We start from the raw sequence: 21,429 nt of genomic DNA, 5'->3' as shown, positions 1-21,429 counted from the left end.
GCTGTCGTCCCGGTCAAGAGTTTTGGGGCGCTTCAGCAACGTGCGCCGAGTCACACACGGCGCTGCGAAGTTTGAACCAAACCCAGCCGCCCCAGACTCACTCCTGATGACAACCCTGATCGACGACCGTCGTGTACGCGCGCGTGATGCGTCGCCTGCACGATATTTTTATCTCAACATGGCGCTCGCCTGCGCCGCCACCGCCTTTCTCGGCTTCGCACCGACCTATTGGGTGCCGCTCGCTCACCGGACATTGTCCGCAAGCCCGGTGATTCATTTTCACGGACTCTTGTTCTTCACCTGGTCGCTCTATTTCGTGCTCCAGACCTGGCTCGCGGCCTCGGGCCGTGTGGTCAACCACCGCTCGTTCGGCATTGTCGGCGTCTCGCTTGCGACGGCAATGGTCATTTTTGGCTTCTTCGCGTCCGTGACCTCGATGAAGAACGCCGCGGCGCTCGGGCAGGCCGATGCAGGCATCGCCTTCTCGATCGTGCCGCTCAGCGGCATCGCATTCTTTGCCGTGGTGTTCGTGCTCGCCATCATGAACACGCGCAGGCCCGAGATTCACAAGCGCCTGATGCTGCTTGCCGCGGTCTCGATCCTCGACGCCGCGATCGCGCGCTGGTTCCTGACCTTCCTCGCACCTCCTGGACCTCCCGGCCCGCCGCCGGTGCCCGTAACGATCGCGCCGGCTGTAGTCGCCTCCCTTCTGCTTGTCGTCGCCATGGTGCGCGACTGGCGCGCCGAGGGCCGCGTGCATCCGGTGTACATTATTGGCACGCTCGCGCTTCTGGCGGTGAAGGTGCTGAACTGGCCGGTCAGCGAAACGGCGGCCTGGCACGCATTTGCCGGCGGCATTCTCGCGCTGGCGCAGTAGGCGAGCACACGCCGCTATCGTCCCGAGTCATGTGAGGGTGCACCCATCACGGCGGATTCTAAAGCGCGATGCGATTAGGATGAATCGTCATCGCGCTTTAGCTTATTGTTTGAGCATGATCTTTTCGGAAAACCGCTACGCACTTTTCCGGATCATGCTCTAGAACCGCGGCAAATCCGGGAACGCCAGCTTGCCCGCGTGGACGTGCATGCGGCCGAGCTCGGCGCAGCGGTGCAGGGTCGGAAATACTTTTCCGGGATTGAGCAGGCCCTTCGCGTCGAAGGCGCATTTCAGGCGCTGCTGCTGGTTGAGGTCGATCTCGCTGAACATGTCGGGCATGAGGTCGCGTTTCTCGATGCCGACGCCGTGCTCGCCGGTGAGCACGCCGCCGAGCTCGACGCACGCGCGCAGGATATCGGCGCCGAAGGCTTCGGCGCGCTCGATCTCGCCGGGCTTGTTGGCATCGTAGAGGATCAAGGGGTGCAGATTGCCGTCGCCGGCGTGGAACACGTTGGCGCAGCCGAGCTGGTACTTTTCCGAGAGCTCGCGGATGCGCGCCAGCGCCTTCGGCAGCGCGCCGCGCGGGATGGTGCCGTCCATGCAGAGATAATCGGGTGAAATGCGGCCCACGGCGGGGAACGCGGCCTTGCGGCCGGCCCAGAACAGGTTGCGCTCGGCCTCGGAATTGGAGATCTGCAACGTCACCGAGCCGCAGCCTCTCGCGATGCTCTCGACCCGCGTGATCAGCTCGTCGACCTCGATCTTGGGCCCGTCCAGCTCGATGATGAGCAGCGCTTCCACATCGAGCGGATAGCCGGCATGGACGAAGGCCTCCGCGGCGTGGATCGCCGGCTTGTCCATCATCTCCATGCCGCCGGGAATGATGCCGGCGCCAATGATGCGGGCGACGCATTCGCCGGCCGCCTCGACCTGCGCAAAGCCGACCATCAGCGCGCGCGCCGTCTCGGGCTTCTGCAGGATGCGCACCGTGATCTCCGTGATGACGCCGAGCAGGCCCTCGGAACCGGTGATGACGCCCATCAGGTCATAGCCGGGATTTTCGCACCCCTTGCCGCCGATGCGCAGGATCTCGCCACTCATCAGCACGATCTCGCAGCCGAGCACATTGTTGGTGGTCATGCCGTATTTCAGGCAGTGCACGCCGCCGGAATTTTCCGCCACGTTGCCGCCGATCGAGCAGGCGATCTGCGAGGACGGATCGGGCGCGTAATAGAAGCCGGCATGGGCGACCGCCTGGCTGATCGCGAGGTTGGTGACGCCGGGCTCGGTGACCACGACGCGGTTGTCGAAATCGATCTCGCGGATGCGCTTGAACTTCCCGAGCCCGAGCAGCACGCCGTCCTCGAGCGGCAGCGCACCGCCGGACAGTGAGGTGCCGGAGCCGCGCGGCACCACCTTGATGTTCTGTGCGGCACAATATTTCAGGACGAGCGAGACTTGCTCGGTCGTATCCGGCAGCACCACAACCATCGGCGGCTGCCGATAGGCGGTCAGCCCGTCGGATTCATAGGCTCGCATCTCGGCAGGCGTATCGATCACGCCCTCGCCGGGCACGATTGCGCGCAAGGCGGCGACGATTTCGCTGCGACGCGCCAGCACGGCCTGGTCGCTTGCGGGCATCATGATGGCCATTTTGAGAAGCCTTCGTCTGACGGATGGAATTATCTCGGCAAATCAATCATGTCTTGCCGTCTTTGGGTAGGTCCTCCGAAGGTCGCATTGCTTTGTTGCAGCGCAAGTTCTCTCTGGGGCAAGTCTGCTAGCAGGAAACCTGTCAAAGTTTCGCGGCTTGTCCACTTGCACCGGACCTGCCAAAACCACGACCCTCCATCTGACCCGGGAAGAGACGAAGAGCACACTTATGACAAAACTAACTTTCGGCGCGCTGACGATCCTCAGCGTCATGGCCGCCGCACCCGCCGCGATGGCGCAGGATGTCGCGGCCGGCAAGACATCGTTCAACAAGTGCCTGGCCTGCCACGCGATCGGCGAAGGCGCCAAGAACAAGGTCGGCCCCGAGCTCAACGGCCTCAACGGCCGCAAGTCGGGCACGGCTGAGGGCTATAGCTACTCGGACGCGAACAAGAATTCCGGCATCACCTGGGACGAGGCCACGTTCAAGGAATACATCAAGGACCCCAAGGCCAAGATCCCGGGCACCAAAATGGCGTTCGCCGGCATCAAGAACGAGACCGAGATCAACAATCTGTGGGCCTTCCTTGCCCAATACGACAAGGACGGGAAGATCAAGCAGTAAGCCCACACGAGGCGGCCGCTAGAGCTTCGGTTCTGATTGGACCAGAATCGAAGCTCCAGCTTTCTTATTTTGACGCGTTTTCTTCACGCGAACCGGTTTCTACTTCGCTCGAAAACGCTTTAGTCGGCGGCCGCCTGCGCCGGGGCGATGTGTCCGATCATCGTCTCGATCTCCGCCTTGACGAGATCCGGCACGGCGTTCTGCACCATGTGGCCGAGATCGGGCAGCACGATCAGCTTTGCATTCGACACAGCCGCGGCGAACGGACGCGCGTGGATGCTGGTTCTCACCGTCTTGTCGGGCTCGCCGGCGATGATCGTAACAGGCGCCGTGATCTCGCCATAGCGCACGGCTTGCGCGGCGACCGACTCCTTCAGCGTCACCAGATCATAGGCATTGGCGATGAACTCGCGTGGGCGCAGCAAAAGCGGCGTCGCGGAGTCCTGCACGAAACCATCCGGCATGGTTTGCGGCAGGAACACGTTGCGGGCTCCGGCTTCGGTGATGAAATAGCCGAGCGGCAGCGTAATGGTGTAGGCGAGCAGCGGGCCGATCACCGGCGTTGCGATGATCTCGTTGTAGCGCCCGACGCCACCGCGCCAGGGATGCGTGACGGGCGCGAGCATCACCAGACCCGCCACCCGGCGCGGGTGATCGAGCGCGATCCGCGCGCCAAGGGCGCCGCTCCAGGAATGCACCACGAAGACTGCACGATCGATCCCGAGCTTGCCGAGCGCCTCGTCGATCATCCGCGCCTGGATCTGCGGCGTCGAATCCTGGCGGCTGGCGCGCGTGCTCCAGCCATGGCCGGGGCGGTCGATCAGAATCACGCGATGATCCCGGGCAAGGAGATCGCCGAGCGGCCGCCGCATCGCTTCGAGGTTTGAGCTCGCGCCGTGCAGCATCACGATCGGCGGGCCGGCCTCGCGCGGGCCGATCTCGACGACGTGAAGCATGGCGCCGTCGACCTCGATCATGCGCCCCTGCGGCGGAAAGGCCCGCTGCACGGCGACGACCCCGGCTTGCGTGAGCAGCGCCAGCAGGACCAGCGCCGTCACGACTGACATCACGATCATGGAGAGAATCCGGGTGGTCCTGGGCACGGGGCAGCTACGGGTCTGCTCGGCCGGCAGTTTCGCCGCCGTCGATCCGCGCTTCCACCGAAAATGCTGGGGCTGTGGATATGTGCATAATTGCGGATCGAGAAAATTCAATGAAATCAGGGCTGTTCTAAGCGGCACGCAAGCTTCCGACCAGCTTCATGCGGGCGTCATCGCGGCTTCCATATAATCGCCATGGTCGGTTCCGCCATCTAGGCGCGGGTTGGGCGCCGATCCTCCTCGCAACGTCAGGGGATGCGGGAAAGGCCGGCAGGATTGTCCTGGTTTGAACCGGAGAATTTTCGATGAGCTTCAGATCGAACGATACTGCAATCGACGAAATCGTCGCGAGCTGCAACGGCGACCTGCGCGGTGCCGTGCGGGCGCTGCTCCTGATCAACGAGCATCTCGAGACCGAGCTGGCAAAGGCCTACGCCGCAGCCGCCGACCGCGGCCTCGTCGAGCGCGGCAGCAGCGTGCTGCATTGAGCGCAGGCTAGTTCGCCCCGTCCTCTTCCTTTTCCTGCTCGGGCGTGACCGGGGGACAGGCGCGGATCGTCGAGCGGGCAAGCTTGGCATCGGCCCTGGACTTGTAGGGACCGTCGCCGAACCAGACGTCGCCGATGATGACGGGATTGCTGGTCACGATGGTGCATTTGCCGGTGGCGCGGTTGCCGACCACCCAGAACAGTCCGTCGGCGAAGCTCACCGTTCCCGACGCGAGCAGCAATGTCGCTGCGACCATCAAACGCTTCATGGCTTTCGCTCCTGCCATGCAGGTAGGCCTGTAACAGGCCCCGCAATAGTCCTTGCGACGCCCTGACTCGGATCGTGGTTAATCCGCGCCGGCCGCGATCGCTCAAGAAATGATCGAGTTATAGCTAGATGTCGCGGCCTTCGACCTTCTCGGTCAGCGCCTTGACCTGATCGGGGATCTTTTCCAGGTGCGGATTGACGGCAAGCGCCTTGCGGTAGGCCTCGAGCGCGCGCTTCTCGTCCCCGACCTCCTGCATGATCATGCCGAGGCCGGCGAGCGCGCCGAAATGGCGGGGCTCCCGGATCAGCACTTGCTGAATGTCCGCGAGCGAGCGGCCATAATCGTTCTGCATGTAGTAGAGCGTCGCACGCCGGTTCCAAGCCTCGATGTAATCGGGCCTGAGCTTGATGACCGAATCCAGGAGCTTGATCGCGACGTCGATCTTCTTCGCATCGACCGCGGTCTTGGCGCGTGACATCAGGAGCGCGGCGGTGTCGCTCGGGGTCTGCAGCCAGATCGCCCAGATCCGCGCCTCGACGTGCTTGGCGCTGGCCTCATCGGGCGCGGCCTTCAGCGCGCCGAACAGGAAATCGAGATTCTTGCTGCGGTCGACCTTTGGCAGCTTTGACGGCGCCTCGGGGAGCTTCTTCTGCTTGCCGGGCGGCTCGACCTGCTGGGCCAGGGCGGCCGGAGCAAGGCCGGCGGTTCCCAGCACGAGGGCCAGACACAAGGTGCGCGCGAAGCGGAATCTCACTGCCATGGTGAAAGTCTAAACGCGCAAAGCCGCCCTTGCAAAGCAAAGGCGGCGTCAAACTCGTGTGAGACCGTGGTCTTGCGGGGCGCGCGAAAGGCGCCCGGCCAGGATCAACCGCTCAGATCAGCCTTGGCGCGCCTTGAAGCGGCGCTGCACCTTGTTGATCACATAGACCCGGCCCTTGCGGCGGACCAGGCGGTTGGCGCGATGGCGACCGCGCAGCGATTTCAGCGAGTTACGGACCTTCATGGCAGAATCCTGAACGTTCGAAAGGCCGTGTTCGGCACTACCGTTTCGGCACGCGCGAATGTGGCAAAATGAGATTTTTCCCGCTGGCGGACCGACCGCCCGGGACGGAGCGGTTCTTAAGGCATGGCGGGAGGTCATGTCAATGTTAACTGCCCGGCCTCCAACGAGCAAAATCGCGAAAACAACCCCATGCACAGTAGAAGCGGCCGGATCGGCCCGATCCGGCGCATTGCAGGTCAGGCCCGGCAAAGACTTTCGCCGCCTGCGCTTTCGCCGCCACCAGCGCCTTGCCAAATTCGTTATATCCTATAATCAATTCGGCAACCCGTCGGGAGGACACCCATGCCAAAGCTGAAGCTGCCAAACATCGACGACGTCGTCGCGATCGACATCCACACCCACGCCGAGGAGCCCTGCGGCACCCATCCCGACGACGGCTATGACGATTTCCAGGCGCAGATGGCGGAGTATTTCAAGTCGCCGCACAAGCATCCGCCGACCGTGCCGGAGACCGCGGCCTATTACCGCTCCAAGAACATCGCCGCCGTGATCTTCCCGGTTGATGCCGAGCGCGAGACCGGCTTCCGCCGCTACAAGAACGAGGAGATGCTGGAGATCGCCTCCGAGCATCTCGACGTGCTCATCCCCTTCGTCTCGATCGACCCGCACAAGGGCAAGCTCGGGGCCCGCGAGGCGCGCAAGCTGATCGAGGAATACGGCGTGCGCGGCTTCAAATTCCATCCGACCATGCAGGGCTTCTACGCCAACGACCGAATGGCCTACCCGCTCTACGAAGAGATCAACAATGGCGGAGCGATCGCCCTGTTCCACACCGGCCAGACCGGCGTCGGGTCCGGCATGCCCGGCGGCATGGGCATGCGGCTGAAATATTCCAATCCGATGTACATGGACGACGTCGCGGCCGATTTCCCCGACCTCAAGATCATCCTCGCCCACCCGTCCTTCCCCTGGCAGGAAGAGGCGCTCTCGGTCGCGACCCACAAGCCGAACGTCTACATCGACCTCTCGGGCTGGTCGCCAAAGTATTTCCCACCGATCCTGGTGCGCTACATCAACTCGATCCTGCAGGACAAGATGCTGTTCGGCTCGGACTGGCCGGTAATCACGCCGGACCGCTGGCTGTCGGATTTCGCCAAGATCGACATCCGCGACGAGATCCGGCCGAAGGTGCTGAAGGCGAACGCGCGCAAACTGCTGGGGATCTAGTCTAAGGCGTGATGAGACCAGGTTGATTGCTACAACGGAGGCGAGGCGCACTCCCTCTCCCGCTTGCGGGAGAGGGTCGGGGAGAGGGTGTTTCCGCACTGGGACAGTTTCCAAGAGGAGAAAGCCCTCACCCGGCGCGCGGGACGATGCTTCGCATCGCCCGGACGCGCCGACCTCTCCCGCAAGCGGGAGAGGTGAACGAGAACCTCAGACCTGCGCCAAGCCGCCGTCGACGAAGACCTCACCGCCGGTCATGTAGCTGCTGTCCGATGAGGCCAGGAAGGCTGCCACCGCGCCCGTCTCGGAGGGATCGCCCACGCGCCCGATGGGCGTCGCGCTGCCGAGTGCATCGAAAGCTTCCTCGCCCACGACCTCCAGCGCCAGCTCGGTCTTGGTCGGCCCCGGCGACAGCACGTTGACGCGGATGCCCGTGCCGCGCAGGTCCAGCGCCCAGCTGCGCGCCAGATTGCGGATCGCCGCCTTGGTCGCGCTGTAGATGCTGAATTGCGGCGTTCCCATCACGCCCGTGCTCGATCCGGTCAGAATGATCGACGACCCCTGGCGCATCAGCGGCAGGGCTTTCTGCACGGTGAACACCACCCCCCTCACATTGACGTCGAAGATCTGATCGTAATGCTCGGGCGTGATTTGGCCGAGCGGCGCAAACGCCCCGGTCCCGGCATTGGCGAACAGGACATCGACGTTGCCGCGTTCGGCTTTCACCGTCGCATACAGTCGGTCGAGGTCGGACAAGTCGGTGACCGATCCCCTGACGGCACGCGCCGAGGACCCCAGCTGCGCGAGCGCAGCGTCGAGTGGCTCCTGCCGTCGCCCGAACAGATAGACGAATGCGCCTTCGTCGACGAACCGCTTCGCCGCGCCAAATCCGATGCCCGTGCCGCCGCCGGTCACCACTGCCGTCTTGCCTTGTAGTCTGCTCATGATGTGCTCCTTCATTGAGGTTGCACTGAGCTGGCGGCGTACCCACCTATCGACAAGTATGCACCTTTTGGTAAGTACTCAAAAAATGTCGTCAGATCGTTCAGACCCAATCTCCCCGCCGGCGCAAGCTCAAGCAGACGTCCAGCGTTGCACGCCAAATCTGCCCGGCTTCACCTGCGGCCTGGATGCGACCTTGCGGGTCGTCTCGGGCAAGTGGAAGCCGCTGATCCTGTACTTCGTCGCCCAGGGCGGACCGACCCGTTACGGCGAGCTTCGGCGCGCCGTCCGCGACGTCAGCGATAAGGTGCTGATCCAGCAACTGAAGGAGCTGGAGGCCGATGGCCTGGTGAAGCGGACCGACTACAAGGAGGTGCCGCCCCGGGTGGATTACAGTCTCACCCCCTTGGGTCATAGCCTCGCCCAGGCCCTCGTGCCGCTCTGCACGTGGGGCACCGAGCACATGGCGGAGGTCAGCCGGGTGTTCGCCGAGCGGGCGACCTGGACGCGGCGAGGACGTCAGTCGACTGGCTAGCTTCCGCTGCACTCGTGTGAGGTTTTCTCCGCCCCGATTGCTGCGCGTTCGCGCAACTCGCCCTGAGTCCGGCTTTGGTCATAAGCAGGCGTCGTATCCTGCGGCGAATAGAAGGGCGAAGCCGCTCTATGAACAGCAGCTGGTGCAGGCAACAACCAGCCAAAGACAACGACCGCGGCACCCGCGCCGATGACCTCCGCTGCGATGAAGCCGAGAACATCCTGTGGCCTTATGCCAGCGAATGAGTCGGTAAAAGCGCGCGCGATGGTCAGCGCTGGATTGGCAAAGTCGGTGGCTGTGAACCAGAAAGCACCGCCGATGTAAGCGGCGACAACGCCGGCGACTGATGCCGGACGAAGCCGTGAGCAAACCCATACCGCCCCCAGCAGTCCGAATGTTGAGACGAACTCGCTCAATAAATTGGAAAAGCCGCTTCGGTCGTTGACCGAGACGGAAAAGACCGGCGCTGCAAACATTGCATTCGCCACGCCCACTCCCAACAAGGCGCCGACGAGCTGAACAGAAACGTATGAAGCCCCCGTTCGAAGCGGTAAATCGCCTCTGATCACGAGCGCGGCTGTCACCAGGGGATTAAAATGAGCCCCAGATACCGGGCCCAGCCATTCAATCAGCGCGTATAACGCCGCGGCTGTCGCGAGTGCATTGGCAATGAGCGCGATAGCCGTATTGCCGCTTGCCAGCCGAGCCCCGAGTATGCCGGATCCCACAACGGCCATCAGTAGAAAGCAGGTCCCGAGTCCCTCCGCCGCGAGTCTCTGCGACAAACTAAAGTCGGGAGAATGGGATCTCGAGCCCTCGCTCGCTTTCACGTCAGACAACCTGAAAGATCTTGTAGGCCACCGCGCCCTCGACGAGATATCCGGTTCCGACGCACACGATGTCATTCATCCAAGCGTAGGAGGACGAGCCGGTCTCGAACAACGGCTGCGTTCGGAAATAGTAGCGTGAGGGATCGACGCTGTAGCGCTTGGCCGGATCAGCCATGTCGGCCTTCAGCTCGGGCGGCGTGATCCAGCGTCCGCCATATGTCATGTAGATCAGTTCGTTGTCGTCGGTACGCAGGGTCAGCCGCACGTCGAGCGCCATCTCTCCGTTGGGCCGGAACAGGGCCCAGTCGCCACCGCCAGCAAGAACTTCACCGCGCACGCGCTCTCCGGCGAACGATCCGCCTGCGGCGCCGAACAACACCCGCCGGCCAACCGGCGTTTCACCAAAGGAAACACGTGGATTGAGGTCAACGACGATGTCGAACAGCGGCACCGTCTTGATATCGGCAACCGGTCTTATGCGCGGATCCATCGTGCCATTCTCCATTGCGTAAACGTGTGATGCCGGCTCAGACGACTAGAGAACTTCGCCAAAGAGCTTCTGGCGGACCTGATCGGTCGAGACTCCCGACTGCGCGCACAGGGCCGAGAGATCGAAGAAGAAGTATTCGCTTGCAATCAGGTCGTTACGGAAGGTGAAGCGGATAAAGACCGGAAGTTCGGCGCGCTTTCCGTTGGGAGTGACCCCAAAACGGTCTCCCGTCATGGTCATTCGCGCCTCTCCCCAGCAGACCAGCGTCTCGGCGTCGTTGGCGTGGCCGGACAGCACGACGTTGTAATCCGGGAACGACTTGAAAAACCGCGCCAGCGCCGCCTCGTTTTCCGCAAGTCCTTTTGCACGGGTGCCGAACGCGGGTCCTTCGAGCACCATGTCGCTGTCGAGAAAGGTAAGTGCAGAGGCAACGTCTTGCCGGCTCTTGGCAGCAGCCAACCCCTGGGCCAGCTCGAACATCCGGTCTCCATTCAAGGCAACTTCCTCCAGTCTAACATACCATGGGAATATTACATACTATGTGTATGTGATATTCAATTTGCATATGAGTTGTCAAGCGGTATGTAATTGGCCCATGAACAAGGCTGCAAATGACCAACGAACGCGCCGTGAGGAATATGCGGAAGCAACCCGGCAAGCGTTGCTTGCTGCGGGGCGGGAAATATTCGCCCGTGAGGGCTATCAGGCCGCGGGCATCGAAGCGATTTCAAGAGCTGCAAGAGTGACGCGCGGTGCCTTCTATCACCACTTCGAGGACAAGAAGGCTCTGTTCGACGCCGTCGTCGTTTCGCTTCAATCGGATGCCGCTGCACGCGTGCAGGAGATCTCCAAGCGGAAGTCGAAACTCTGGGAGCGGCTCTACACCGGCATCGACGCATATCTGGATGTTTCGATCGAGCCTGCTTACGCGCGAATTGTGGTTCAAGAAGCACCGGTCGTTCTAGGCAATGCCCGCTTCGCAGAGATCGAAGAGCAGTACCCAATGGCGCTTCTGAAGGCGACGCTGAGGGTGCTCAAGCGCGAAGGCGAGCTGGTCTTCGATGATATCGATCTGCTCGGACACATGCTTGACGCGGTCATTTGCGAGCTGTCGATCAAGCTTCCAACGGCGTCCGACCCCAAAAAAACCCGCGTTCTCGGTCGCAAGATCATAGAGGGGTTGCTGGACTCGTTTCGCCGTAAATAGCGGCGGCTACGCAGGTACTTGGAGGTGAGCTCCGATTCCGCTTCGGGTCCAGGAAGCGCCGGTCATTATCGCAGTGGCAGACTTCCGTTGTTCTTTGATAAGCTGGCATGGTGCACACTCCCGATCGGAGTTTCGAGTGATCACAGCGCCCTGGAAGGACAGCCGATGAGCATCAAAGCCGTCGTCTTCGACGCCTACGGAACGCTCTACGACATCCAGTCGGTCGCTGACGTCACCGAGGATGCGTTTCCGGGCTATGGCGCGATCATCACGCAGGTCTGGCGTATCAAGCAGCTCGAATACACTTGGCTGCGCTCGCTGATGCGGCGCTACCAGGATTTTGCCGTCGTCACCCGCGACTCGCTCGCCTATACGCTGCGTGTGCTCGGGCTGACCTATGAGGACGAGGCGTTCGAGCGCATCATTGAAAAGTACCTGCATCTCGATCTTTATTCGGACGCGACCGCAGCCCTCACCGCGCTCAGGCCGCGCAAGCTCGCCATCCTCTCCAACGGCAGCCCGGACATGCTCAATGCGCTGGTGCGCAATTCCGGGCTCGACCGCCTGCTCGATGCCACGATCAGCGTCGACGCGAAGAAAGTCTTCAAGCCGAGCCCACAGGCCTATGAGCTGATCGGCGAGGTGCTCGGCACCGCGCCTGATGAGGTTCTGTTCGTCTCCTCCAATCCCTGGGACGCTGCCGGGGCGAAATCGTTCGGGCTGAAGGTCGCCTGGATCGAGCGGGTGACGCCCGAAGCCATGGCGCTGGCTTGCGTCGAGACCGAACTCGTGGCACCGCTCACCATGTTTAGGGCGATCCGCACCCAGATGGACGAGCTCGGCTTTGAGCCGGATCATCGTGTCCGCGCGCTCTCCGAGCTGCCGGGAGTCGCTTAGGGGTCATCGCCCGCCTGTAAGATTGGAATGAGCTGCCCGGAATGAGCCTGGAATCCGTTCGCGCCTTCTTCGCCGAGAAAGCCCCCGACATCTCCGTCATCGAATCCCCGATCAGCTCCGCGACCGTGGCGCTGGCGGCCGAAGCCTATGGCGTCGAGCCGGGACGGATCGCCAAGACGCTGAGCTTGCGGATCGGCGAGCGCGTGATCCTGATCGTCGCGGCCGGCACCTCGCGCATGGACAACAAGAAGGTCAAGGCGCAGTTCGGCGGCAAGCCAAAGATGCTGGGTCTGGAGGAGGTCGCCGACATCACCGGCCACGAGGTCGGCGGCGTCTGCCCGTTCGGCCTGAAGTCGCCGCTGCCGATCTATTGCGACGTCTCGCTGAAGGCGTTCGATGTCGTGGTGCCAGCCGCAGGCTCGACCCACAGCGCGGTGCGCATCACGCCGGAGCGGATGGCCGAGCTGACCTCGGCTGAATGGGTCGACGTCTGCGAGCACCGGCCCTGAGCGGCGCTAGTCATCCTCGTCGTAAGGCCGCTGTGGAGGCGGCGGAGCGTTGTAGCGCGGTGGCGGCGCGGCGCGATTGCGCGGCACCTGTTGCGGCTGCACCTGGTTGCTGGATTGGAACACCGCACGGCAGCCGCTCGAAAGCTGCGGCGTGTTCTGCTGCAAGCAGGCTACGATGCGGTTCACATCCGGAATCTGATCGCTACACAGGCGCCACACATCGGGCGTGCAGGCCATCTGCTGTTCCATCGTGCCGCGGTATTCCTGCGCGGATGCAGCGCTCTGCGCCACGATGCCGCCGACCGCAAGCGCCACACCTAGCGCGATCCGCTCTGCTCGCATGTCCAGATCCTTCCCAAGTCTCTCGAATTCTCTTCAATCAATGAGACGCGAGCTTGTTCTGGACCAACAACAAAATGTGAAAAGCGCGATTGGAACCTACTCCACCTTGCCGATCTTTTTCACCGCCGCGATCAGACGCGCGCTGTCCGCCGCGATGAACTGCGCGAAGGCCGGCGCGTCCTGATAGGCGACGAGGCTGCCTGAGGTCTCGAACGCCTTGAGGACGTCAGGGCTCGTCATCACCTGCGCCATCGCCTCGCGCAGGCGTGTCGCGATCGGCGCAGGAAGAGCGCTCTGCGCGAACAGCCCGGCCCAGATGTAAAACTCGACGTCCTTGTAGCCGAGCTCCTGGAAGGTCGGCACATCGGGGAAGCTCGCGATGCGCTGCGCGCCGCAATTGCCGAGCACGCGCAGCCTGCCATCGTCGACCTGCGGCTTCAGCGTGCCGGGTGCGGCGGCGATCGCCTGCACGGTGCCCCCGAGGATGGCGGTCAGCGCGGGCCCCGCGCCGCGGAACGGCACGTGCAGCAGCTTGATGCCGGCGCTGCTCGCGAACATCTCCATCGCCACATGCAGCGTGCCGTACGGACCGGACGAGCCATAGGCGATTTGGGCCGGCCGCTTCTTCGCATCCTCGACGAATTCCTGCGCGGTTCTCCAGGGCGCCGAGGCCGGCACCGCGAGCAGCGTGGGATCGGCGAGCACGCGCGCGATCGGCATGAACTGCGAGAGCTCGTAGGCGACGGGACGATCGAACAGCCGGTCGGCCTCGGGCAGCACCGCGAGCGAGGACAGCGTCATCAGCAGCGTGTAACCGTCGGGCTCGGCTCGCGTGGCCGCGGCATTGCCGACCGATCCACCGCCGCCTCCCGCGCGGTTGTCGACGATCACGGGCTTGCTGAGGATCCGCTCCAACGCCGCCGCAACCGGTCGCGCCGCGAGATCAGCCTGCCCGCCGGCCGGGAACGGCACGATCATGGTGATGTTGCGCGCCGGATAGGTTTGCGCGAAGGCCTTGTCCGGCCACGCCAGCCGCAGCAACGGCAATGCCGCAGCGGCGCGCAAGAGATCGCGTCGATCCATGGTGGCCCTCCCCTGATTTTCTTGTTTCGCCCGCCAGCCTAACGTGGCGGCCGGCAAGAACAAGTCGTTTACCAAGCGTTAGCCATTGTCTGGGGTGGCCAGGAACGCCGGCCTGCAGCCACCGTTGGCCTTCCAGGGAGTGAGTGATGCACAATCTTGGAACCATCGACGTCGCCTTGGACGAGATGCTGGTGAATCTCGCAGCGATCGTGTTGCGGCTTTCGACGCCCGAATTGACGCGAACGCCGGAAGCGCGGCGCGCGCTGGCGCGATCCGTCCATCAATATGGGGTGTGTGCGGCACGGTCGAGCGATCCACGCGTTCACGAATTGAAGGCGCAATTGGAGGGGACGCTGACGCCGAGCCTGCGCGTTGTCGCGATCCATGGCGTGAAGGTGTCGTAGCCACACCCCGTCATTGCGAGGAGCTCTTGCGACAAAGCAATCCAGACTGTCGCCGCGGAAAGATTCTGGATTGCTTCGCCTGTCATCGGGCCGCGCTTTGCGCGGACCCGGTGGCTCGCAATGACGGGTGTTGAAGCCGTCCGCGCTACGTCCCCTTCACTTTCCCGCGCGGCCGCCGCTTGCACGTGCCGGGCAGCTTGGCTGCGAGGAAATCGGCGAGCGCTTCGACGCGCGCGGGGCGGGGGCCGCCGGGCGGGGTCACGAGGTGCACGGCGCCTTCGGCCTGCTTCCAGTCCTTCAGGATGACTTCGACCTCGCCCGACGAGATCGCCTCACCGACGATGAATTCCGGCAGCTCGGCGATGCCGAGGCCCGCGATCAACGCGGGCATCACGGCTTCGCCGTTGTTGACGCGAAGCTGGCCGCCCGGGCGCACGCTGGCCTGCTCGCCGGCCGAATTGGTGTAGTGCCAGGCGTTGGGCGTGGACAGATAGGCGTAGCTGAAGCATTTGTGCGCGGCGAGATGCATCGGGTGCGTCGGCCGGCCGTGTTTCTTGAGATAGGACGGCGCGGCGACCGTGTACCGCGGCATGGTGAAGAGCCGCCGCGCGATCAGCGAAGAGTCCGGCAGCCGCGCGATCCGAACCGCCATGTCGAAACCTTCGCCGATCAGATCCACGGTCGCATCGCTCAAGTGCAGGTCGACGGAGACCTCCGGATAGGTCTCGAAGAATTCCGGCAGCAGCGGCGCAACCGCCTTGATGCCGAACGTCATGGGCACGGCGAGCCGCACCAGGCCACGCGGCGCCACCGACTGCGCCAGCGCCTCGTTCTCGGCGGCCTCGCCGTCGGCCAAAAGGCGCGTCGCACGCTCGGCCAGCTTGTGGCCGGCATCGGTCAGCGCGAGCCGGCGCGAGGTGCGGTTGAACAGCCGCGCGCCCAGCCGCTCCTCCAATCGCGTGACCGCCTTGGACACCGTGGCCTTGGACATCCCAAGCTCGCTCGCAGCGCCGGCAAATGATCGCAGCTCCACGACTTTGGCGAAGATCGCGAGCGCTTCGAAGTCTGGGAGTTTTGCCATGGCAGCCGGTCCTTGGGGGCATTTAAGGAAACAATGCGTTTCAACAGTTTCTATTTCTATACCACAGGCGAATGCTTATCCAAGAGCCATCAGACATTTAGGACATGGAGAAATCCAATGACCAAGAAGCTCTCCGGCAAGGTTGCCCTCGTCACCGGCGGTTCGCGCGGCATCGGCGCGGCCTCTGCCCGTGCACTCGCCGATGAAGGCGCGGATGTCGCCATCAGCTACGTCGCCTCGCCCGACAAGGCGGGGGCCGTCGTCGCCGAGCTGAAGGCGAAGGGTGTCAAGGCGCGTGCGTTCAAGGCCGACCAGGCCTCCGCGAAGGAGGTGACGCAGCTCGTCAACGACGTCGCCAGGGAATTCGGCCATCTCGACATTCTCGTCAACAATGCCGGCGTCGCCGCCGGCGGCGCAATCGACGATCCCAAGGCCGACGCGGAGGCGTTTGCCCGCCAGGACGCGATAAACGTTCACGGCGTGATCGCGGCGATCCGCGCCGCCGCGCAATTGATGGGTGACGGCGGTCGCATCGTCACCGTCGGTTCGATGCTCGCGGACCGCGCCTCGTTCCCGGGCCTTGCCGACTACGTCGCCACCAAGGCGGCCATCGTCGGCTACACCAAGGGTGCGGCGCGCGACCTCGGCCCGCGCGGCATCACCGTGAACGTGGTGCAGCCCGGCTCGATCGACACCGACATGAATCCGAAGGACGGCGGCGAATTCGCCGAGACCCAGCGCAAGGAGCACGCGTTGCAGCGCTTCGGCCGCCCCGAGGAGGTGGCCGCCGGAATCGTGTTCCTCGCAAGCCCGGAAGCATCCTTCATCACCGGCACGGTGCTCAACGTCGATGGCGGGTTCGGCGCCTGAACAAGGCGCCAACCACTCACCCAAGGATTACGCAAATGATCGAACTCAGACCTTTCAATAAGCTCGGCGGCGCCGATCACGGCTGGCTAAAAGCAAAACATCATTTCTCCTTCGCTGGCCATTACGACCCGAACAACATGGGCCACGGTGCGCTGCGCGTCTGGAACGATGACGAGATCGCGCCGAACACCGGCTTTCCCGCCCATCCCCACGCCAACATGGAAATCATCACCTATGTGCGCGAGGGCGCGATTACCCATCAGGATAGCCTCGGCAACGAGGGCCGCACTGAAGCGGGCGACGTGCAGGTGATGAGCGCCGGCAGCGGCATCCGCCACTCCGAGTACAATCTCGAGCCGACCAGGACGCGGATCTTCCAGATCTGGATCGAGCCGACCGAGCGCGGCGGACAGCCGACCTGGGGCTCGAAGCCGTTCCCGAAGGCGGACCGCTCCGGCAGGCTCGTCACCATCGCCAGCGGCATTGCGGGCGACACGGACGCACTGCCGATCCGCGCCGATGCCCGGGTGCTCGCCACCACGCTGAAAGCGGGCGAGAGCGCGGAGTATGAACCGCAGAAGTCGCGGCATCTCTATCTGGTGCCGGCGGCAGGCGCCGTCGAGATCAACGGCGTCCGCGTCAATGCCCGCGACGGCGCCGCAATCCGCGACGAGGCCAGGCTGAAGATCACGGCGCTCGAAGATTCCGAGCTCGTGCTCGTCGACGCGGCGTGACGCGCCAACCACAAGCTCGTCATGCCCGGCCTGACCCGGGCATCCATCCCCTTAGCAAAGAGCTTTTCGAAGAGCGATGGGTTGCCGGGTCAAGCCCGGCAACGACACCGAACAGAACGGCTCACCTCATCAGCCCACGGAGACCACCATGACCAAAGTTCTCGTCCTCTATTATTCCGCCTATGGCCATATTGAAGCGATGGCCAATGCCGTCGCCGAAGGCGCGCGCGAGGCCGGCGCGACCGTCGACATCAAGCGCGTGCCCGAGCTGGTGCCGCCCGAGGTCGCGAAAGCTTCGCATTACAAGCTCGATCAGGCCGCGCCGGTCGCCAAAGTCGAGGACCTCGCCAATTACGACGCGATCATCGTCGGCACCGGCACCCGCTTCGGCCGCATGGCCTCGCAGATGGCCAACTTCCTTGACCAGGCCGGCGGGCTCTGGGCTAAGGGCGCGCTGCACGGCAAGGTCGGCGGCGCCTTCACTGCCACCGCGACCCAGCACGGCGGCCAGGAGACCACGCTGTTCTCGATCATCACCAACTTGCTGCATTTCGGCATGGTCGTGGTCGGCATGAACTACGGCTTTGCCGGCCAGATGAAGCTCGACGAGGTCACGGGCGGTGCGCCCTATGGCGCCACCACGATCACCGGCGGCGACGGCAGCCGCCAGCCCAGCGCCAACGAGCTCGCCGGCGCGCGCTATCAGGGCCGCCAGATCGCGGAGACCGCCAAAAAGCTGCATGGCTGATACGACCCCGGGCGGCATTCTCGGTCGGGAATGCCGTCCCCGATCCGGGCTTGGGTTAGGTCACCGTTAAATCTGCGTGATGTCGGCGTGAGGCCGAACCGGCTCCGTCCGTATAGGTGCGGGCGCCGTCGAAAGCCACCAGCCCTCACCGGCAAACCAGCATGTCTGGTCGGGGGCGCCCTCTCTCCGCAACGACTGCACCCCTTCCCAACCTTTCGCGAACGCCTCGCCCAATCGTCGGCCGGCCTCGGCATCCTGCAATCCCGCGCAGCCGATGAATTGGGCGCGGCTGAGGAATTTCGCCGGCCAGATCGCACCGTCCTCCGGCCGGGTGATCATCAACATGCCGCCGAGCATGCCTTCGGGCGCGAGCGGAAACACCAGCCGGCCGCCGGGCCGCAGCGCATCGAGCCATTCCGCCGCCGGCTGCGCCGCGCCCGCGCAGACATAGATCACGTCGGCCGTCGGCAGATCCGCGGCAATGCCCGAGCGTCCGCGCACGTCCACATGGGCGATGTCCTTCAGATTGTCGCGCGCAAGTCCCGCCAGACGCTCGTCGATCTCATAGGCGTGAACGCGGCCGCCGGGGCCGACGAGATGCGCGAGAATCGCGGTGTAATAGCCGCTGCCGGCGCCGATCTGGACCACGGTCTCGCCTTCCTTCACGGCGCAGCCGTTGAGCCAAAAAGCGTGCGCACCGGGCATTCCGATGTTGAGACCGCGCGCCGGGTCCAGCGCCAACAGCGCGTTCTGATAGAGGAAGGCGGGATCATCGTCAGGCGTGACCACATAGGGATGACCGCCGAGACAGATCGACCAAGGCCCGGGCCCGACGAACGGCTCGCGCCTGACGGTCCGAAAGGCTTGCTCGAGGCGAGGGTCCGCAGCCTTCGCCGCCGCGCAAATCAACTGCGCATAGAATGCACGATACTTTGCCGAACGATTTTCCATGCCGCCTCCGTTATTGAGGCGACGATAGCACATCGATTGCGATGTTCGAGTGACCTTGCAATCCGGTGCGGCGTCAACGCGCTCCCTTGCCCATCGCCCTCGCTGCGAGGGCGGCGAGCTTCGGATAGCGCCGCACGCCTTGAGCTGCGTGATCGCGCCAGGCGAAGGGCAGACCGCGCCAGGACAGCGCGACGCTGACGTCGGTCAGCGGCACCCTCTCGGCGCCGAAACGGCGCTTGTAGGCTTGATTGCCGATGCTGAGGTCGAAACGGCGCACGCCCAGTGCATGCAGCGCGGCCATGGTGCGCTCGATGACGAGCAGGCCCGGCGAGCAGCTCGACCATTGATCGCCGGCATGGCTGATGCGCAGCAGGATATAGGTCGCGCCATGCTTGACGCCGAAAGCGGTGGCGACAACGCCTTCGTCGCACACCAGCGCCGAGACCATGACATGACCTTGGGCGAGGCCCTGGCGGACGACCTCGCGATAGAATCGCGCGTGGGTGTCGTCGTTGAGAACGAACGGCGAGCCGAGCTTGCGCATGCGCGCGTGCTGCTGGGCATCCATCACGTCCAGCAGTTCGTGCGCACGCGCGACATCCGCGGCGATCTCGAACCGCGCGCCGGCATGACGGCCGAAGACCCGCCAGCAGCGCGGCATCTGCAGGCGCTTGATCGCGGCTTGATAGTCGTCATGGTCGTCGCCCATCAACACGAGATTGCAGTTGAGCGAGGAGGATCCGATCCGGCCGAGCGATACCAGCGGGTTCGGTTTGCCGCCGACCTCTGCCGGCATCTTCTTCAGGCGGAGCAGATCGAGACGATCGGGCAGCGCGCGCAACGCGCCGATCAGCGCCGTGTTGATCGCGTCCGTCGCCCCCGCATCCAACTCGGCATCGCGCGCCAGAATCGGCGCGTTGTTGTCGGAGACGCCGAGGTCCGCGAACTCGACGATGCGGATACCTCGCCTGACATGGCTGATCATCGGTACGACCGCGATGTCCTTGCGGGTGGCAGCATCGGAGATCACGGCGATCAGCGGAGCGACGTCGACAAACGCCTCGTACCAGGCGCCGAGCCAGTCAGCGTGCTGGAAAGCGGTGCGGTGCCCGGCGCTCAAGCGCGAGGCCGCGTGCCGCCAGTCACGCACGACATCGACCGCGATGGCCGGCGCGCTGGACGCAAGATCATCGGGCTGCTCGATGCTGAGGAGGGTCATCGGCGGGGCTCGCTCTGCTCGATGCATTGGAACCTCGCCAGGAAGTGCAGGCCAGCCACCGCCAGCGCGAACATGAACCAGATCGGATTCTGTCGTTCGAGCAGGAAGGTCTCGGTGGCACCGTAGTACAGGCCGAACAGCCAAACGGTCAGGAACAGCTTGGCCAGCGCGCCACTGCGGCTGTGAGCCTGCGCCGTCTGGAAATTGCCGAGCGGGGCGAGCACGAAGATGAGAATCACGAGCAGCAGCCCCGGCAGACCGATCGTGACCGCGAGATCGAGGTAGCTATTGTGGCTGTGCGCCGCCGATGTCGCCCATTCGGCGCCCTGAGCGGTGGCCCGCGCACTCACATCGTCCCAAAACGCAGCATAGCCGTGGCCGATGATCGGCTTCTCGGCGACGGCCGCGAGCGCGAAGTCCCAGATCGCGGAGCGTCCGGTGAAGGTGGGATCGAGCGGAAGCAGCCGCGTCATCGCCGCCAGCGCCGGGCTGACGACACTGCCGACGGTCAACAGGTTCATCGCAACCAGCGGCACGAAGCAGATGATCCGCTTCAGCCACAGGCTAGGAGTGACATAGACCAGTGAGGCGAGCGCGTAGATCGCAAGGCACAGCACCGACGACGTCTTGCCGCCGGTGAAGATCAGGAAGGTGCCGGCCAGCACGGCGATCGCCGGTCCCATCGCGAACGAGCCCACGGCGGACAGGTAGATGCCGACATAGACCAGGATGGTCATCACGGCCGAGGCGATGTTCTTGTGGCCAAAGCTGCCGCGCCAGTCACCGGCGAGCTGCGGCTCGGTGACGTCGAGCGCCGTGTGGATCGCATATTGCGGCGCGAGGACGACGCCGAGATAGCAGAGCGCGAGCAGCACGAGTGCGGCGGCACCGAGGCAAGAATTGAAGCTGCGCTGCGTCGGCGGCAGCAACGGCAACACGATGGCGAGCGACGTCACGCTGACCGTGAGCACGAATCGCTGCATCGAAACGCCGCGGCTCTCGGAGAAGACGATGTTGATCACAAGCCAGCCCAGCAGGCAGAGATGCAGCGGCGTCACCAGGCTCTTCAGCGCGGGCGCATCGGTGGCAGCGACACACAGCATAGCGACCGCAGCCAGCAGGCCCCAGACGATATAGGTCAGCGCCATTCGTCCGCCAACGATGACGGTGACGTCGGGATTGCGCAGGTCCGGGAACGGATCGAGCGTCACCAGCACCAGCAGCAGCGCCCCGACCGCGACGAGGCAGCGCGCCACCTGCACGGCATCGAGCCCTGCAAGGCGGTCGCGCAGGACATGGCCCCACGATCGGGCCTCGACGTCGGTCATGTCGGCGGCGCTGCGGTCCAT

General features: G+C 64.0%; 27 protein-coding genes. 12 read left to right on the top strand and 15 right to left on the bottom strand.

All coding sequences use genetic code 11. The annotated features are described in order from the left end of the window. Window positions 1-106 precede the first annotated feature (106 nt). On the top strand, window positions 107-877 hold the full coding sequence (locus HZZ16_RS19290; RefSeq protein WP_197950597.1) for a hypothetical protein: 771 nt from the start codon (window positions 107-109) through the stop codon (window positions 875-877). Window positions 878-1,036: 159 nt separating this feature from the next. Here the strand turns inward: HZZ16_RS19290 and HZZ16_RS19285 are convergent, their stop codons facing one another. Continuing rightward, entirely contained in the window at window positions 1,037-2,530 is a 1,494-nt protein-coding gene (locus HZZ16_RS19285) for an FAD-linked oxidase C-terminal domain-containing protein (RefSeq protein ID WP_197950595.1), read from the bottom strand. A 229-nt stretch (window positions 2,531-2,759) separates the two neighbouring features. On the opposite strand from HZZ16_RS19285, the gene cycA reads away from it, so the two are divergent. Next, window positions 2,760-3,155 carry a cytochrome c-550 CycA gene (gene cycA / locus HZZ16_RS19280; RefSeq protein WP_197950593.1) on the top strand — a complete coding sequence of 132 codons (396 nt, stop codon included), beginning with the start codon at window positions 2,760-2,762 and terminating at the stop codon, window positions 3,153-3,155. 119 nt (window positions 3,156-3,274) lie between these two features. On the opposite strand, the gene HZZ16_RS19275 is transcribed toward cycA, so the two are convergent. Next, window positions 3,275-4,231: an alpha/beta fold hydrolase gene (locus HZZ16_RS19275; RefSeq protein WP_197950591.1), complete on the bottom strand. Its 957-nt coding sequence runs from the start codon at window positions 4,229-4,231 to the stop codon at window positions 3,275-3,277. Window positions 4,232-4,560: 329 nt separating this feature from the next. Here HZZ16_RS19275 and HZZ16_RS19270 point away from each other — a divergent pair, with 329 nt between their 5' ends. Beyond that, window positions 4,561-4,743: a hypothetical protein gene (locus HZZ16_RS19270; protein ID WP_028180446.1), complete on the top strand. Its 183-nt coding sequence runs from the start codon at window positions 4,561-4,563 to the stop codon at window positions 4,741-4,743. Window positions 4,744-4,750: 7 nt separating this feature from the next. Here the strand turns inward: HZZ16_RS19270 and HZZ16_RS19265 are convergent, their stop codons facing one another. The 3 genes from HZZ16_RS19265 to ykgO all read right to left on the bottom strand — a co-directional run bounded on the left by HZZ16_RS19265 (window position 4,751) and on the right by ykgO (window position 6,014). Further along, complete coding sequence (locus HZZ16_RS19265; protein WP_197950589.1) at window positions 4,751-5,011, bottom strand: hypothetical protein; 261 nt, start codon at window positions 5,009-5,011, stop codon at window positions 4,751-4,753. A 124-nt stretch (window positions 5,012-5,135) separates the two neighbouring features. After that, the gene (locus tag HZZ16_RS19260; RefSeq protein WP_172787131.1) at window positions 5,136-5,771 is read right to left on the bottom strand and encodes a tetratricopeptide repeat protein; all 636 of its coding nucleotides are present in this window, start codon (window positions 5,769-5,771) and stop codon (window positions 5,136-5,138) included. 117 nt (window positions 5,772-5,888) lie between these two features. Further along, entirely contained in the window at window positions 5,889-6,014 is a 126-nt protein-coding gene (ykgO, locus tag HZZ16_RS19255) for a type B 50S ribosomal protein L36 (protein ID WP_006611362.1), read from the bottom strand. Between the two features lie 342 nt (window positions 6,015-6,356). Here ykgO and HZZ16_RS19250 point away from each other — a divergent pair, with 342 nt between their 5' ends. After that, window positions 6,357-7,241 carry an amidohydrolase family protein gene (locus tag HZZ16_RS19250; RefSeq protein ID WP_024337500.1) on the top strand — a complete coding sequence of 295 codons (885 nt, stop codon included), beginning with the start codon at window positions 6,357-6,359 and terminating at the stop codon, window positions 7,239-7,241. Window positions 7,242-7,448: 207 nt separating this feature from the next. Here the strand turns inward: HZZ16_RS19250 and HZZ16_RS19245 are convergent, their stop codons facing one another. Beyond that, complete coding sequence (locus tag HZZ16_RS19245; RefSeq protein WP_197950587.1) at window positions 7,449-8,183, bottom strand: SDR family NAD(P)-dependent oxidoreductase; 735 nt, start codon at window positions 8,181-8,183, stop codon at window positions 7,449-7,451. Between the two features lie 160 nt (window positions 8,184-8,343). Here HZZ16_RS19245 and HZZ16_RS19240 point away from each other — a divergent pair, with 160 nt between their 5' ends. Next, window positions 8,344-8,715, top strand: a complete 372-nt coding sequence (locus HZZ16_RS19240) for a winged helix-turn-helix transcriptional regulator (RefSeq protein ID WP_197950621.1) — start codon at window positions 8,344-8,346, stop codon at window positions 8,713-8,715. Here the strand turns inward: HZZ16_RS19240 and HZZ16_RS19235 are convergent. The 3 genes from HZZ16_RS19235 to HZZ16_RS19225 are packed head-to-tail and all read right to left on the bottom strand — an operon-like array spanning window position 8,712 to window position 10,515. Beyond that, window positions 8,712-9,545, bottom strand: a complete 834-nt coding sequence (locus tag HZZ16_RS19235; RefSeq protein WP_311974215.1) for an aquaporin — start codon at window positions 9,543-9,545, stop codon at window positions 8,712-8,714. The genes HZZ16_RS19240 and HZZ16_RS19235 overlap by 4 nt on opposite strands. Window position 9,546: 1 nt before the next feature. Continuing rightward, complete coding sequence (locus HZZ16_RS19230) at window positions 9,547-10,035, bottom strand: DUF3237 domain-containing protein (RefSeq protein ID WP_197950583.1); 489 nt, start codon at window positions 10,033-10,035, stop codon at window positions 9,547-9,549. Between the two features lie 45 nt (window positions 10,036-10,080). After that, a complete protein-coding gene (locus HZZ16_RS19225) occupies window positions 10,081-10,515 on the bottom strand; it encodes an ester cyclase (RefSeq protein ID WP_246510213.1) in 435 nt (144 codons plus the stop codon). Window positions 10,516-10,630: 115 nt separating this feature from the next. Between HZZ16_RS19225 and HZZ16_RS19220 the strand changes: the two genes are divergently transcribed. From HZZ16_RS19220 to HZZ16_RS19210, 3 genes are all read left to right on the top strand, one after another. Next, on the top strand, window positions 10,631-11,242 hold the full coding sequence (locus HZZ16_RS19220) for a TetR/AcrR family transcriptional regulator (RefSeq protein ID WP_197950579.1): 612 nt from the start codon (window positions 10,631-10,633) through the stop codon (window positions 11,240-11,242). A 165-nt stretch (window positions 11,243-11,407) separates the two neighbouring features. After that, window positions 11,408-12,139, top strand: coding sequence for a haloacid dehalogenase type II (locus HZZ16_RS19215; RefSeq protein WP_197950577.1), 732 nt, complete (start codon window positions 11,408-11,410; stop codon window positions 12,137-12,139). Window positions 12,140-12,180: 41 nt separating this feature from the next. Continuing rightward, window positions 12,181-12,648 (top strand): YbaK/EbsC family protein, encoded by a 468-nt coding sequence (locus HZZ16_RS19210; protein ID WP_197950575.1) that lies wholly within the window; start codon window positions 12,181-12,183, stop codon window positions 12,646-12,648. Window positions 12,649-12,654: 6 nt separating this feature from the next. Here the strand turns inward: HZZ16_RS19210 and HZZ16_RS19205 are convergent, their stop codons facing one another. After that, window positions 12,655-12,990, bottom strand: a complete 336-nt coding sequence (locus HZZ16_RS19205; protein WP_197950573.1) for a hypothetical protein — start codon at window positions 12,988-12,990, stop codon at window positions 12,655-12,657. Window positions 12,991-13,086: 96 nt separating this feature from the next. After that, window positions 13,087-14,073, bottom strand: a complete 987-nt coding sequence (locus tag HZZ16_RS19200) for a tripartite tricarboxylate transporter substrate binding protein (protein ID WP_197950571.1) — start codon at window positions 14,071-14,073, stop codon at window positions 13,087-13,089. Window positions 14,074-14,219: 146 nt separating this feature from the next. Between HZZ16_RS19200 and HZZ16_RS19195 the strand changes: the two genes are divergently transcribed. After that, on the top strand, window positions 14,220-14,477 hold the full coding sequence (locus HZZ16_RS19195; protein WP_197950569.1) for a hypothetical protein: 258 nt from the start codon (window positions 14,220-14,222) through the stop codon (window positions 14,475-14,477). A 145-nt stretch (window positions 14,478-14,622) separates the two neighbouring features. Here the strand turns inward: HZZ16_RS19195 and HZZ16_RS19190 are convergent, their stop codons facing one another. Continuing rightward, window positions 14,623-15,558, bottom strand: a complete 936-nt coding sequence (locus HZZ16_RS19190) for a LysR family transcriptional regulator (RefSeq protein WP_197950567.1) — start codon at window positions 15,556-15,558, stop codon at window positions 14,623-14,625. 117 nt (window positions 15,559-15,675) lie between these two features. Here HZZ16_RS19190 and HZZ16_RS19185 point away from each other — a divergent pair, with 117 nt between their 5' ends. From HZZ16_RS19185 to wrbA, 3 genes are all read left to right on the top strand, one after another. After that, window positions 15,676-16,428, top strand: coding sequence for an SDR family NAD(P)-dependent oxidoreductase (locus HZZ16_RS19185; RefSeq protein ID WP_197950565.1), 753 nt, complete (start codon window positions 15,676-15,678; stop codon window positions 16,426-16,428). 35 nt (window positions 16,429-16,463) lie between these two features. Further along, window positions 16,464-17,162, top strand: a complete 699-nt coding sequence (locus HZZ16_RS19180) for a pirin family protein (protein ID WP_197950563.1) — start codon at window positions 16,464-16,466, stop codon at window positions 17,160-17,162. Between the two features lie 148 nt (window positions 17,163-17,310). Further along, window positions 17,311-17,910: an NAD(P)H:quinone oxidoreductase gene (gene wrbA / locus HZZ16_RS19175; protein WP_197950561.1), complete on the top strand. Its 600-nt coding sequence runs from the start codon at window positions 17,311-17,313 to the stop codon at window positions 17,908-17,910. Between the two features lie 66 nt (window positions 17,911-17,976). Here wrbA and HZZ16_RS19170 read toward each other — a convergent pair whose 3' ends face one another. The 3 genes from HZZ16_RS19170 to HZZ16_RS19160 all read right to left on the bottom strand — a co-directional run bounded on the left by HZZ16_RS19170 (window position 17,977) and on the right by HZZ16_RS19160 (window position 21,429). Next, a complete protein-coding gene (locus HZZ16_RS19170) occupies window positions 17,977-18,861 on the bottom strand; it encodes a protein-L-isoaspartate O-methyltransferase family protein (protein WP_197950559.1) in 885 nt (294 codons plus the stop codon). Between the two features lie 73 nt (window positions 18,862-18,934). Beyond that, window positions 18,935-20,080, bottom strand: coding sequence for a GNAT family N-acetyltransferase (locus HZZ16_RS19165; protein WP_197950557.1), 1,146 nt, complete (start codon window positions 20,078-20,080; stop codon window positions 18,935-18,937). Further along, entirely contained in the window at window positions 20,077-21,429 is a 1,353-nt protein-coding gene (locus HZZ16_RS19160; protein WP_197950555.1) for an O-antigen ligase family protein, read from the bottom strand. The genes HZZ16_RS19165 and HZZ16_RS19160 overlap by 4 nt, the downstream gene beginning before the upstream one ends.

This window comes from Bradyrhizobium glycinis (genome assembly GCF_016031655.1).
GTDB lineage: Bacteria > Pseudomonadota > Alphaproteobacteria > Rhizobiales > Xanthobacteraceae > Bradyrhizobium > Bradyrhizobium glycinis.
Note: the sequence above shows the minus strand (reverse complement) of the source record. Positions and strands in the feature narration are given on the sequence as shown.

What these genes read in the sequence shown, in the direction of transcription:
- HZZ16_RS19290 (WP_197950597.1), top strand. Translation starts at nt 107, where the DNA reads ATGACAACCCTGATCGACGACCGTCGTGTACGCGCGCGTGATGCGTCG.
- HZZ16_RS19285 (WP_197950595.1), bottom strand. Translation starts at nt 2,530, where the DNA reads ATGGCCATCATGATGCCCGCAAGCGACCAGGCCGTGCTGGCGCGTCGC.
- cycA (WP_197950593.1), top strand. Translation starts at nt 2,760, where the DNA reads ATGACAAAACTAACTTTCGGCGCGCTGACGATCCTCAGCGTCATGGCC.
- HZZ16_RS19275 (WP_197950591.1), bottom strand. Translation starts at nt 4,231, where the DNA reads ATGATCGTGATGTCAGTCGTGACGGCGCTGGTCCTGCTGGCGCTGCTC.
- HZZ16_RS19270 (WP_028180446.1), top strand. Translation starts at nt 4,561, where the DNA reads ATGAGCTTCAGATCGAACGATACTGCAATCGACGAAATCGTCGCGAGC.
- HZZ16_RS19265 (WP_197950589.1), bottom strand. Translation starts at nt 5,011, where the DNA reads ATGAAGCGTTTGATGGTCGCAGCGACATTGCTGCTCGCGTCGGGAACG.
- HZZ16_RS19260 (WP_172787131.1), bottom strand. Translation starts at nt 5,771, where the DNA reads ATGGCAGTGAGATTCCGCTTCGCGCGCACCTTGTGTCTGGCCCTCGTG.
- ykgO (WP_006611362.1), bottom strand. Translation starts at nt 6,014, where the DNA reads ATGAAGGTCCGTAACTCGCTGAAATCGCTGCGCGGTCGCCATCGCGCC.
- HZZ16_RS19250 (WP_024337500.1), top strand. Translation starts at nt 6,357, where the DNA reads ATGCCAAAGCTGAAGCTGCCAAACATCGACGACGTCGTCGCGATCGAC.
- HZZ16_RS19245 (WP_197950587.1), bottom strand. Translation starts at nt 8,183, where the DNA reads ATGAGCAGACTACAAGGCAAGACGGCAGTGGTGACCGGCGGCGGCACG.
- HZZ16_RS19230 (WP_197950583.1), bottom strand. Translation starts at nt 10,035, where the DNA reads ATGGATCCGCGCATAAGACCGGTTGCCGATATCAAGACGGTGCCGCTG.
- HZZ16_RS19225 (WP_246510213.1), bottom strand. Translation starts at nt 10,515, where the DNA reads ATGTTCGAGCTGGCCCAGGGGTTGGCTGCTGCCAAGAGCCGGCAAGAC.
- HZZ16_RS19220 (WP_197950579.1), top strand. Translation starts at nt 10,631, where the DNA reads ATGAACAAGGCTGCAAATGACCAACGAACGCGCCGTGAGGAATATGCG.
- HZZ16_RS19215 (WP_197950577.1), top strand. Translation starts at nt 11,408, where the DNA reads ATGAGCATCAAAGCCGTCGTCTTCGACGCCTACGGAACGCTCTACGAC.
- HZZ16_RS19210 (WP_197950575.1), top strand. Translation starts at nt 12,181, where the DNA reads ATGAGCCTGGAATCCGTTCGCGCCTTCTTCGCCGAGAAAGCCCCCGAC.
- HZZ16_RS19205 (WP_197950573.1), bottom strand. Translation starts at nt 12,990, where the DNA reads ATGCGAGCAGAGCGGATCGCGCTAGGTGTGGCGCTTGCGGTCGGCGGC.
- HZZ16_RS19200 (WP_197950571.1), bottom strand. Translation starts at nt 14,073, where the DNA reads ATGGATCGACGCGATCTCTTGCGCGCCGCTGCGGCATTGCCGTTGCTG.
- HZZ16_RS19195 (WP_197950569.1), top strand. Translation starts at nt 14,220, where the DNA reads ATGCACAATCTTGGAACCATCGACGTCGCCTTGGACGAGATGCTGGTG.
- HZZ16_RS19190 (WP_197950567.1), bottom strand. Translation starts at nt 15,558, where the DNA reads ATGGCAAAACTCCCAGACTTCGAAGCGCTCGCGATCTTCGCCAAAGTC.
- HZZ16_RS19185 (WP_197950565.1), top strand. Translation starts at nt 15,676, where the DNA reads ATGACCAAGAAGCTCTCCGGCAAGGTTGCCCTCGTCACCGGCGGTTCG.
- HZZ16_RS19180 (WP_197950563.1), top strand. Translation starts at nt 16,464, where the DNA reads ATGATCGAACTCAGACCTTTCAATAAGCTCGGCGGCGCCGATCACGGC.
- wrbA (WP_197950561.1), top strand. Translation starts at nt 17,311, where the DNA reads ATGACCAAAGTTCTCGTCCTCTATTATTCCGCCTATGGCCATATTGAA.
- HZZ16_RS19170 (WP_197950559.1), bottom strand. Translation starts at nt 18,861, where the DNA reads ATGGAAAATCGTTCGGCAAAGTATCGTGCATTCTATGCGCAGTTGATT.
- HZZ16_RS19165 (WP_197950557.1), bottom strand. Translation starts at nt 20,080, where the DNA reads ATGACCCTCCTCAGCATCGAGCAGCCCGATGATCTTGCGTCCAGCGCG.
- HZZ16_RS19160 (WP_197950555.1), bottom strand. Translation starts at nt 21,429, where the DNA reads ATGGACCGCAGCGCCGCCGACATGACCGACGTCGAGGCCCGATCGTGG.